Here is a 12,056-nt window from a genome sequence, read left to right as displayed (position 1 = left end):
CTACGACGTACGGAGGACATGCGGGGCCGAAGCGGTGGAACCTCGCACCACCAGCTCCGGCATGAACACGAACTCACTGTGCGGCGCGGGTGTCCCGCCGATCTCCTCCAGCAACGTGCGCACCGCCGCCTGCCCCATCGCCGGGACCGGTTTGCGGATCGTGGTCAGCGGCGGGTCGGTGAAGGCGATCAGCGGGGAGTCGTCGAAGCCGACGACCGACACGTCCCGCGGCACCTCCAGCCCCCGCTGGCGGGCCGCCCGTATCGCGCCCAGCGCCATCATGTCGCTGGCGCAGACCACCGCCGTGCAGTCCCGCTCGATCAGTGCCGTGGCCGCCGCCTGACCGCCCTCGAGCGTGTACAGCGAGTGCTGGACCAGTTCGGTCTCGACGGTCTGCGCGGAGAGCCCCAGCTGCTCCTGGAGCGCGCGGACGAAGCCCTCGATCTTGCGCTGCACGGGCACGAACCGCTTGGGCCCGAGGGCGAGCCCGATCCGGGTGTGCCCCAGCGACGCCAGGTGCGTGACCGCGAGCGTCATCGCGGCCCGGTCGTCGGGGGAGATGAACGGCGCCTGCACCTTCGGCGAGAACCCGTCCACCAGCACGAACGGCACGCCCTGCGCCCGCAGCCGCTCGTAGCGCTGCATGTCGGCGGTGGTGTCCGCGTGCAGACCGGAGACGTAGATGATCCCGGCGACCCCGCGGTCCACCAGCATCTCGGTCAGCTCGTCCTCGGTCGACCCGCCCGGGGTCTGCGTGGCGAGCACCGGCGTGTAGCCCTGGCGGGTCAGCGCCTGGCCGATGACCTGGGCCAGGGCAGGGAATATCGGGTTCTCCAGCTCCGGCGTGATCAGGCCCACCAGCCCCTCGCTGCGCTGCCGCAGCCGTACCGGGCGCTCGTAGCCCAGTACGTCCAGAGCGGCGAGCACGGACTGGCGGGTGGTGGCGGCGACGCCCGGTTTCCCGTTGAGGACCCGGCTGACGGTCGCTTCGCTCACCCCCGCCTGCGCAGCGATATCGGCAAGCCGTGTGGTCACGGCACTGGACTGTACCGGTCGTATCTCCGCTTGCACACCGGCCGTGCGCCGGGCGCGGGCGGGCGCACGGCCGGTCGTGGGTTGCTGCGTCATCGCGCTCCCTCGGAGTCATGGTGGCAAGACCTTGCAGAGTCTTGCACAAGAGTCACCCCTGCCGCTCAGCCGCGTCACCACCGGGTTGCAACGCGGTCGACGCCCGGTCACGGCCGGGTAACCATCGTGTCCTCTTGCACTTTTTTTCTGCAAGGTCTTTCGCAACGCTTACATCGCTGTTACGTTCCCTGTCGCCCGGCCGCGGCAACGGCGCAGTCGGCAAGTCGCAGAGGCGGACGGGACCGCCCTCTGCACCACTCGGGCTTAACCCTCAAGGAGAACTCATGCGGCGTGGCATAGCGGCCTCCGCGCTGGTGGCGTCCCTCGCCCTCACGGCGACGGCGTGCGGCGGGAGCGACAGCGACAGCGGGCAGTCGGACGGCCCGGTCACCATCACCTGGTGGGACACCTCCAACGCCACCAATGAGGCGCCGACGTACAAGGCCCTGGTCCAGCAGTTCGAGGCCGCCAACAAGGACATCAAGGTCAAGTACGTCGACGTCCCCTTCGACCAGGCGCAGAACAAGTTCGACACCGCGGCCGGCGCCAAGGGCGCGCCGGACGTGCTGCGCTCCGAGGTCGGCTGGACCCCGGCCTTCGCCAAGAAGAGCTTCTTCCTGCCGCTGGACGGCACCGAGGCCCTCGCCGAGCAGGACAAGTTCGAGCCGAACCTGATCAAGCAGGCCCAGTACGAGGGCAAGACCTACGGCGTCCCGCTGGTCACCGACACCCTCGCGCTGGTCTACAACAAGGCCGTGTTCAAGAAGGCCGGCATCACCGAGGCCCCCAAGACCTGGGACGAGCTGAAGACCGACGCCGCCAAGATCAAGGCGAAGACCGGGGTCGACGGCTACTGGGGCTCCACCCAGGCCTACTACGCTCAGTCCTTCCTCTACGGCGAGGGCACCGACACCGTCGACGCCGCCGCCAAGAAGATCACCGTGAACTCGGCCGCCGCGAAGAAGGCCTACGGCACCTGGCTGAGCCTGTTCTCCGGCAAGGGCCTGCACAAGGCCGACGCCACCGCCGACGCCTACGCCCACATCCAGGACGCGTTCGTCAACGGCAAGGTCGCCGCGATCGTCCAGGGCCCCTGGGAGCTCACGAACTTCTACAAGGGCAGCGCCTTCAAGGACAAGTCCAACCTCGGCATCGCCACCGTCCCGGCCGGCTCCACCGGCAAGGCGGGCGCCCCGACCGGCGGCCACAACCTCTCGGTCTACGCCGGCTCGGACAAGGCCCACCAGGAAGCGGCCCTGAAGTTCGTGAAGTTCATGACCTCGGCGAAGGCCCAGGAGACCATCGCGCTGAAGAACTCCACCCTGCCGACCCGCTCCGACGCCTACACCGACAAGGTCAAGACCGACCCCGGCATCGCCGGCTACCAGGGTGTCCTGTCCGCCGCGCAGCCCCGCCCGGCGCTGCCGGAGTACAGCTCCCTGTGGGGCCCGCTCGACACCGAGCTGCCCAAGGTCGCCAGCGGCAAGGAGTCCCTGGACAAGGGCCTGAGCAACGCCGAGCTGGCCATCTCCAAGCTCGTGACCGGCTTCAGCAAGTGAGCCCGCGTGGCCGCCGGATCCTCCCCGGGTGAGAAAGGGGGGAAGGATCCGGCGGTCACCGCCCTGTGCCCAGCCCAACTCCTTGATCGTTTGAAGGTGTCGAACCATGACAGTCGCCATCGACCGCGCGACCGGCAAGCGCCGCGGTGACCGCGGGCCTCGGCCCGGGCTGGGGCAGCGCATCAGAAACGGCTTCCAGAGGTACTGGTACGCCTACGCGATGATCGCCCCGGTGGTCATCGTGCTCGGTGTCCTCGTGGGCTACCCGCTCGTGCGGGGCTTCTACCTCACCCTGACCGACGCCAACAGCCTCAACTCGGCGCGCACCATCGGCGTCAACCACATCGACGCCACCTACAAGTTCATCGGCCTCGACAACTACCAGGACATCCTGTTCGGCCCCACGGCCTACGACCGGTTCTGGTCGCACTTCCTGTGGACCGTCGTCTGGACGGTCGCCTGTGTGGCCCTGCACTACTCCATCGGCCTCGGCCTCGCGCTCATGCTCAACCAGAAGCTGCGCGGCCGTACCGTCTACCGGCTGCTGCTCGTCCTGCCCTGGGCCGTGCCGACCTTCGTCACCGTCTTCTCCTGGCGGATCATGCTCGCCGACTCCGGCGTGCTCAACCAGATCCTCGGCGCCCTCCACCTGCCCCAGCCGGAGTGGCTGGAGGACACCTTCTGGCAGCGGTTCGCCGCGATCATGGTGAACACCTGGTGCGGTGTGCCGTTCATGATGCTGTCCCTGCTCGGCGGCCTCCAGTCCATCGACTCCTCCCTCTACGAGGCCGCGGAGATGGACGGCGCGAGCGCCTGGCAGCGCTTCCGGCACGTCACCCTGCCCGGTCTGCGCTCGGTCAGCTCCACCGTCGTGCTGCTCGGCATCATCTGGACCTTCAACCAGTTCGTCATCATCTTCCTGCTGTTCGGCAAGAACTCCGCCCCGGACGCCCAGATCCTCGTCACCTGGGCCTACGCGCTGGGCTTCGGCCAGCAGCCACGCGACTTCGCCCAGTCGGCCGCCTACGGCGTGCTGCTGCTGTCGATCCTGACCGTCTTCACCTCCTTCTACTTCCGCTGGCTGAAGCGCAATGACCAGCTCGCCGTCTGACGCCGCAGGAGCCGCCGCCATGAGCACCACGACCCTGGACAAGACCGAGGCCGCCCCGGCCCCCGCCCCCGCGCCCCGGCGCCGGGCCCGCCGGCGCGGCGAGCGCGGCCCGGCCGGCGCCGCCCTGCTGCACGGCGGCCTCGTCCTGGCGAGCCTGATCGCCCTGGCCCCGGTGGCCTGGCTGTGCTACCTGTCCCTCGGCCCGGACAAGGAGGACTACCTGCACCCGGGCGAGATCGCGGGCAAGCTGACCTTCTCCAACTACAGCTACGTGCTGGAGCACACCGGCTTCTTCGACTGGTTCAAGTCGACGATGATCGTGGCCCTCGGCACCACCCTCATCGGTGTCTTCGTCGCCGCCACCACCGGCTACGCGGTCTCCCGGATGCGCTTCCCCGGCTACAAGCAGCTGATGTGGGTGCTGCTCCTCACGCAGGCGTTCCCGATCGCCATCCTGATCGTGCCGATGTACGAGATCTTCAGCGAACTCGGCCTCATCGACACCTACTGGTCGCTGATCGTCATCAACTGCTCCACCGCCGTGCCGTACAGCGCCTGGCTGCTCAAGGGGTACTTCGACACCATCCCCTTCGAGATCGACGAGGCCGGTCGCGTGGACGGGCTCTCCCCGTTCGGCACCTTCTTCCGGCTCATCCTCCCGCTGGCCCGGCCGGGCCTGGCCGTGGCCGCGTTCTACAACTTCATCACCGCCGTCGGCGAGGTCGCCTTCGCGACGACCTTCATGCTGGACGACTCCAAGTACACCTTCGCCGTCGGCCTGCAGACCTTCGTCAGCGAACACGACGCCCAGTGGAACTACATGGCCGCCACCGCGGTGCTGATCGCGATACCCGTGACCGTCTTCTTCTACCTCGTGCAGAAGAACCTGGTCACCGGCCTCACCGCCGGCGGCACCAAGGGCTGACCGCCCGCCGGAGCAGGACTCCCGCGCGCCCGATCGCGCGGGTAGGCGGGCCGCGGTGCCCATCCGACCCCGCTGTCACCGCGGCCCGCCTCGCATCCGTCTCCGCTTCGTCCGGCCCGCCGCCGCACCCACCGTCTGCCCACATGCCCCCGTCACGTATCAAGGACGCCATGAGCCAGCAGCACTCCGCCGCACCGGCCCGCCACACCGCCGTCGCCACCGTCGCCGACCGCCGCGACTGGTGGCGGGACGCGGTCATCTACCAGGTCTACCCGCGCAGTTTCGCCGACAGCAACGGCGACGGCATGGGCGACCTGGAGGGCGTACGCTCCCGCCTGCCGTATCTGCGCGACCTCGGAGTCGACGCCGTGTGGCTCAGCCCCTTCTACGCCTCCCCGCAGGCCGACGCCGGTTACGACGTCGCCGACTACCGGGCCGTCGACCCCATGTTCGGCTCCCTGCTGGACGCCGACGCGCTGATCCGCGACGCCCACGCGCACGGCCTGCGCATCATCGTCGACCTCGTGCCCAACCACTCCTCCGACCAGCACGAGTGGTTCAAGCGCGCCCTCGCCGAGGGCCCCGGCTCCCCGCTGCGCGAGCGCTACCACTTCCGCCCCGGCAAGGGGGAGGACGGCGAACTCCCGCCCAACGACTGGGAGTCCATCTTCGGCGGCCCGGCCTGGACCCGGGTGACCGAACCGGACGGCACCCCCGGCGAGTGGTACCTCCACCTCTTCGCCCCCGAGCAGCCCGACTTCAACTGGAACCACCCGGCCGTCGGCGACGAGTTCCGCTCCATCCTCCGCTTCTGGCTGGACATGGGCGTCGACGGGTTCCGCATCGACGTCGCCCACGGCCTGGTGAAGGCGGAGGGCCTGCCGGACCTCGGCTCCCACGACCAGCTCAAGCTGCTGGGCAACGATGTCATGCCGTTCTTCGACCAGGACGGCGTGCACGACGTCTACCGCCAGTGGCGCACCATCCTCGACGAGTACGCGGGGGAGCGGATCTTCGTCGCCGAGGCGTGGACCCCCACCGTCGAGCGCACCGCCCGCTACGTCCGCCCGGACGAACTCCACCAGGCGTTCAACTTCCAGTACCTGGGCACGGAGTGGGACGCGAAGGAGCTGCGCGCGGTCATCGACCGCACCCTGGAGGCCATGCGCCCGGTCGGCGCCCCGGCCACCTGGGTCCTCTCCAACCACGACGTCACCCGGCACGCCACCCGTTTCGCCAACCCGCCGGGCCTCGGCACCCAGATCCGCACCGCGGGCGACCGCGAGCTGGGCCTGCGCCGCGCCCGCGCGGCCACGCTGCTGATGCTCGCCCTGCCCGGCTCGGCCTACATCTACCAGGGCGAGGAACTGGGGCTGCCGGACGTGGTGGACCTGCCCGACGAGGTGCGCCAGGACCCGGCGTACTTCCGCGGCGCCGGCCAGGACGGCTTCCGGGACGGCTGCCGGGTCCCGATCCCGTGGACCCGTGAGGGCTCCTCCTACGGCTTCGGCGGAGGCGGCAGCTGGCTCCCGCAGCCGGCGAGCTGGGCCGAGCTGAGCGTGGCGGCGCAGACCGGTGTCCCCGGCTCGACGCTGGAGCTGTACCGCTCGGCGCTGCGGGTGCGCCGGTCGCGGCCGGACCTGGGCGCGGGCGACGCGGTGGAGTGGCTGCGGGCGCCGGAGGGCGTTCTCGCCTTCCGCCGGGGCGACTTCGTGTGTGTCGCGAACACCACCGCGGAGTCGGTGACCACCCCGGCGTACGGTCGTGTGCTGCTGGGCAGCGGGGAGATCGCCGAGACCGGCGGCGAGGCGAAGGTGCCCGCCGACACCACGGTCTGGTGGACGACCGCGGACTGACGCCCCGTCTGAAAGTTCTTGCATCAACTTCACAACGGCCCGCTGCCTTTCGGGCAGCGGGCCTTTAACATCTGCGTCACCGCAAGTTTGCTGAAAGATTTCAGCAAGCGTCTTCGGCGGTCCCCTTTGCCTTCAACGTCGAAGGACCCCACATGGCACGCAGATTCCTCACCGCGGCGACCGCCCTCACGGCCGCCGCTCTGGTTGGCATGAACCCGACTAGCGCCGCGGCCTCCCCGCCCGGCACCAAGGACGTCACCGCCGTCCTCTTCGAGTGGAACTACGCCTCGGTGGCCAAGGAGTGCACCCGCGCCCTCGGCCCCGCCGGCTACGGATACGTCCAGGTCTCCCCGCCCGCCGAGCACATACAGGGCTCGCAGTGGTGGACGTCGTACCAGCCGGTCTCCTACAAGATCGCGGGCCGGCTCGGCGATCGCACGGCGTTCCGGAACATGGTGAACACCTGCCACGCGGCCGGTGTGAAGGTCGTCGTCGACACCGTCGTCAACCACATGTCGGCGGGCTCCGGCACCGGCACCGGCGGCTCCTCGTACACGAAGTACGGCTACCCGGGCCTGTACTCCGGCTACGACTTCGACGACTGCACCGCGCAGGTGTCGAACTACTCCGACCGCTGGAACGTCCAGCACTGCGAACTCGTCGGCCTGGCCGACCTGGACACCGGCGAGGAGTACGTCCGCAAGACCATCGCCGGCTACCTGAACGACCTGCTCACCCTCGGCGTCGACGGCTTCCGCATCGACGCGGCCAAGCACATCCCGGCCGACGACCTGGCCAATGTCAAGAGCCGCCTGACCAACCCCTCCGTCTACTGGAAGCAGGAGGTCATCTACGGGGCGGGCGAGGCCGTCCAGCCCTCCGAGTACACCGGCAACGGAGACGTCCAGGAGTTCCGGTACGCCTACGACCTCAAGCGCGTCTTCAACAACGAGAAGCTGGCGTACCTGAGCAACTACGGCGAGGGCTGGGGTTACCTGAGCAGCTCGGCCGCGGGTGTCTTCGTGGACAACCACGACACCGAGCGCAACGGCAGCACGCTGAACTACAAGTCCGGCGCCCACTACACGCTGGCCAACGTCTTCATGCTCGCCTGGCCCTACGGCGCTCCCGACGTCAACTCCGGCTACGAGTGGTCCGACGTGGACGCCGGCCCGCCCAACGGGGGCCAGGTGACCGCCTGCTGGCAGGACGGCTGGAAGTGCCAGCACGCCTGGCCGGAGATCACGTCCATGGTCGCCTTCCGCAACGCGACCCGCGGCCAGTCGGTCACCGACTGGTGGGACAACGGCAACAACTGGATCGCCTTCGGCCGGGGCGGCAAGGGATACGTGGCGATCAACCACGAGTCGGGCAGCATGACCCGGACGTACCAGACGTCCCTGGCCGCCGGGACGTACTGCAACGTCCAGAACAACACCCCGGTGACCGTGAACTCCAGCGGGCAGTTCACCGCCACCCTGGCCTCGAACACGGCCCTGGCCCTCTACGCCGGCAAGTCCAGCTGCTGAGCGGGGCTGCTGACAGCCCGTGAAACCTCTTTCTCCGGGTTTCACAAGTCTTGCTGTAAACCTTTCGTCGGCGGTACGGTCGCGCGGGCGCCCGGCAGCGCAGCCGTGCCGCGGGCGTAGGGGTCGGACCCGAATGAGCCGTAATCGCAAGGAGTTCCCGCCTGTGATACCGAGATGGCCGGCGCCCCCGAGGCGCCGTACCGCCCACGTCGGACGGGTCGCGGCCGTCACCGCCGCCGCCCTCGCCGCCGCTCTGATCCCACCACTGGCCGCCCGCGCGGCCACACCGCCCGCACCCCCCTCGGACGCGGCCCTCGCGGCCCAGCCCGCCCGGCACGACGACACCCGCGAGCAGTTCTACTTCGTCATGCCGGACCGTTTCGCCAACGGGGACACGTCGAACGACCGGGGCGGCCTGACCGGCTCACGCCTCAGCACCGGCTACGACCCCACCGACAAGGGCTTCTACCAGGGCGGCGACCTCAAGGGCCTGTCCCAGCGGCTCGACTACATCAAGGGGCTCGGCACCACCGCCATCTGGATGGCGCCGATCTTCAAGAACCGCCCGGTGCAGGGCACGGGCGCCAACGCCTCCGCCGGGTACCACGGTTACTGGATCACCGACTTCACCCAGGTCGACCCCCACTTCGGCACCAACAAGGACCTCGAGGACCTCATCGCCAAGGCGCACGCCAAGGGCATGAAGGTCTTCTTCGACGTCATCACCAACCACACCGCCGACGTCGTCGACTACCAGGAGAAGACGTACGACTACCTGTCCAAGGGCGCCTTCCCGTACCTGACCGAGGACGGCCGGCCCTTCGACGACGCCGACTACGCGAACGGGCGGGAGAAGTTCCCGGCCGTCGACGCCGGCTCCTTCCCGCGCACCCCGAAGGTCACCCGGAGGTCCAAGGTCCCGGCCTGGCTCGACGACCCGGCGATGTACCACAACCGGGGCGACTCGACGTATGCCGGTGAGTCCACCACCTACGGCGACTTCTCCGGCCTGGACGACCTGTGGACCGAGCGTCCCGAGGTCGTCCACGGCATGGAGAAGATCTACCAGCGGTGGGTGAGGGACTTCGCGATCGACGGCTTCCGCATCGACACCGTCAAGCACGTGAACATGGAGTTCTGGACCCAGTGGGCGACCGCGCTCGACAGATACGCGGCCGCGCACGGACGGAAGAACTTCTTCATGTTCGGCGAGGTCTACTCCGCCGACACCTCGGTCACGTCCCCGTACGTCACCCAGGGCCGCCTCGACGCCACCCTCGACTTCCCCTTCCAGGACGCGGCCCGCGCCTACGCCTCCCAGGGCGGCAGCGCCCGGCGGCTCGCGACCGTCTTCGGTGACGACTACAGGTACACGACCGACAAGGCCAACGCCTACGAGCAGGTCACCTTCCTCGGCAACCACGACATGGGCCGCATCGGGTACTTCCTGAAGCAGGACGACCCGAAGGCGACCGACGCCGAGATCCTGCGCAAGGACGAGCTCGCCAACGAGCTGATGTTCCTCAGCCGCGGCAACCCGGTCGTCTACTACGGCGACGAGCAGGGCTTCACCGGCTCCGGCGGCGACAAGGACGCCCGCCAGACCATGTTCGCCTCCAAGGTCGCCGACTACCTCGACGACGACGAGATCGGCACCGACCGCACCCACGCGAGCGCCGCCTACGACACGAAGGCCCCGCTCTACCGGCAGATCGCCGCCCTCTCCAAGCTGCGCAAGGCCAACCCGGCCCTGACCGACGGTGTCCAGACCGAGCGGTACGCGGCCGACGGGGCCGGCGTCTACGCCTTCACCCGTACGGACGCCAAGTCCGGCCAGGACTACGTCGTCGCCTTCAACAACGCCGGCGAGGCGAAGTCCGCCACCTTCGCGACAGGCTCCGCGGACATGACGTACCGCGGCGTCCACGGCACCGACGCCACCGCCCGGACCGACGCGGACGGGAAGATCACCGTCACCGTCCCGGCGGGCTCCGCCGTCGTCCTCAAGGCGTCCGGCACCCTCGCCGAGGCCGCCGCCGAGCCCACGGTCACCCTCGCGGCCCCGGCCGCCGGCGCCACGGGGACCGTGGAGGTCACCGCCGGCGTCGACGGCGGCCGGCTCGACCGCGTGGTCTTCGCCGCACAGGTCGGCAACAGCGCGTGGAAGACGCTCGGCTCCGCCGACCACGCCCCCTACAAGGTCACCCAGACCATCGGCAAGGACGTGCCCGCCGGCACGGTCCTGCGCTACAAGGCCGTCGTCGTCGACTCGGCCGGCCGCACCGCGAGCGCCACGGCGAGCAGCACCACCGGCACCCCGGCCGCACCCGAGGTCCCCACGGCCTCCTCCCGGGACTACGCGATCGTCCACTACAAGCGCACCGACGGCGACTACGCCGACTGGGGCCTGTACGCCTGGGGCGACCTCGCCGACGGCGAGTCGACCACCTGGCCGAACAGCCACCCCTTCGCCGGCCGCGACGCCTACGGCGCCTTCGCCTACGTCAAGCTGAAGCCGGGCGCCTCGAACGTCGGCTTCCTGGTCATCGACAAGGACGGCGACAAGGACGTCTCCGCCGACCGGTCCATCGACGTCACCAAGACCGGTGAGGTCTGGATCGAACAGGGCAAGGCGGACGTCCTGACGACGCGGCCCGACCATCCCGCGCAGGACAAGAGCAAGGCGGTCGTCCACTACCACCGGGCCGACGGCAACTACGACGGCTGGGGCCTGCACGTCTGGACGGGTGCCGCGCACCCCACCGACTGGTCGGACCCGCTGAAGCCGGTGAAGACTGATGCCTATGGCGCGGTCTTCGAGGTGCCGCTCACCGAGGGTGCCACCAGTCTCAGTTACCTCATCCACAAGGGCGACGACAAGGATCTCCCGACCGACCAGTCGCTGGACCTCACGGCGAACGGCCACGAGGTGTGGCTGTTGAACGGCCAGGAGAAGTACCTGCTGCCGCAGCCCGCGGGCAGCGCGGCCGCCCTCGACCCGGCCACCTCCAAGGCGGTCTGGATCGACCGGGACACCGTCGCCTGGAACGGCGCGGACGGCGCCGCCTCCACCCAGCTGCTGTACTCCCGCGACGGCTCCATCGCCGTCGAGGACGGCACGCTCACCAGCGACGACGAGCGCTGGATCCGGCTGACCAAGACCACGCTCAGCGACGCCCAGAAGGCGAAGTTCCCGCACCTGAAGGACTACACCGCCTGGTCCGTCGACCCCCGCGACCGGGACCGGGTGCGGGAGGCGCTCACGGGGCAACTGGTGGCCTCGCAGCGGGCCGCGAACGGTGCCGTGCTGGCCGCGACCGGTGTGCAGATCGCCGGTGTGCTGGACGACCTCTACCCCGGCGCCACGAAGGCGAAGCTCGGCCCGGTCTTCCACCACGGCAGGCCCACGCTCTCCGTGTGGGCGCCGACGGCGCAGAGCGTCGCACTGGAGCTGGGCGGATCCCTCAAGGCCATGCACCGCGACGCGGCCACCGGTGTCTGGTCGGTCACGGGCCCGGCGTCCTGGAAGAACAAGCCCTATCGGTACGTGGTGAAGGTCTGGGCGCCGAGTGTCCGCAAGGTGGTGACGAACAGGGTCACCGACCCGTACTCGGTCGCGCTCACCGCGAACTCCGAGCGCAGTCTCGTGGTCGACCTGAACGACAGGTCGCTCGCGCCGAGCGGCTGGGCGGGGCTGCGCAAGCCCCGGGCCGTACCGCTGCGGGACGCGCAGATCCAGGAGCTGCACATCCGGGACTTCTCCGTCGCCGACAAGACGGTCCCGGCGAAGGACCAGGGCACCTATCTGGCCTTCGCCGACAAGGACAGCGACGGCTCGAGGCACCTGAAGGCTCTGGCGAAGTCGGGGACCTCGTACGTGCACCTGCTGCCCGCCTTCGACATCGCCACGATCCCCGAGAAGAAGGCCGACCAGGCCGTCCCGGACTG

The 12,056-nt window shown here is 69.5% G+C and carries 7 protein-coding genes; 6 read left to right on the top strand and 1 reads right to left on the bottom strand.

Annotated features, from left to right (window positions below):
* A complete protein-coding gene (locus ACZ7KF_RS39705) occupies nucleotides 1-1,035 on the bottom strand; it encodes a LacI family DNA-binding transcriptional regulator (RefSeq protein ID WP_471086927.1) in 1,035 nt (344 codons plus the stop codon).
* A gap of 377 nt (nucleotides 1,036-1,412) precedes the next feature.
* Between ACZ7KF_RS39705 and ACZ7KF_RS39700 the strand changes: the two genes are divergently transcribed.
* From ACZ7KF_RS39700 to ACZ7KF_RS39675, 6 genes are all read left to right on the top strand, one after another.
* Complete coding sequence (locus ACZ7KF_RS39700) at nucleotides 1,413-2,687, top strand: extracellular solute-binding protein (protein ID WP_471086924.1); 1,275 nt, start codon at nucleotides 1,413-1,415, stop codon at nucleotides 2,685-2,687.
* Between the two features lie 106 nt (nucleotides 2,688-2,793).
* Nucleotides 2,794-3,798: a carbohydrate ABC transporter permease gene (locus tag ACZ7KF_RS39695; RefSeq protein WP_471086921.1), complete on the top strand. Its 1,005-nt coding sequence runs from the start codon at nucleotides 2,794-2,796 to the stop codon at nucleotides 3,796-3,798.
* Nucleotides 3,799-3,817: 19 nt separating this feature from the next.
* Complete coding sequence (locus ACZ7KF_RS39690) at nucleotides 3,818-4,723, top strand: sugar ABC transporter permease (RefSeq protein ID WP_471086918.1); 906 nt, start codon at nucleotides 3,818-3,820, stop codon at nucleotides 4,721-4,723.
* A gap of 170 nt (nucleotides 4,724-4,893) precedes the next feature.
* On the top strand, nucleotides 4,894-6,579 hold the full coding sequence (locus ACZ7KF_RS39685) for a glycoside hydrolase family 13 protein (protein ID WP_471086915.1): 1,686 nt from the start codon (nucleotides 4,894-4,896) through the stop codon (nucleotides 6,577-6,579).
* A gap of 152 nt (nucleotides 6,580-6,731) precedes the next feature.
* Nucleotides 6,732-8,108 (top strand): alpha-amylase, encoded by a 1,377-nt coding sequence (locus ACZ7KF_RS39680; RefSeq protein WP_471086912.1) that lies wholly within the window; start codon nucleotides 6,732-6,734, stop codon nucleotides 8,106-8,108.
* Nucleotides 8,109-8,271: 163 nt separating this feature from the next.
* A partial coding sequence (locus ACZ7KF_RS39675) for an alpha-amylase family glycosyl hydrolase (protein WP_471086909.1) occupies nucleotides 8,272-12,056 on the top strand: 3,785 nt, incomplete at its 3' end.

This window comes from Streptomyces sp. NPDC038200 (assembly GCF_055600785.1).
The sequence above is the reverse complement of the archived record's forward strand: the minus strand, read 5'-3'. Positions and strand labels throughout refer to the sequence as shown.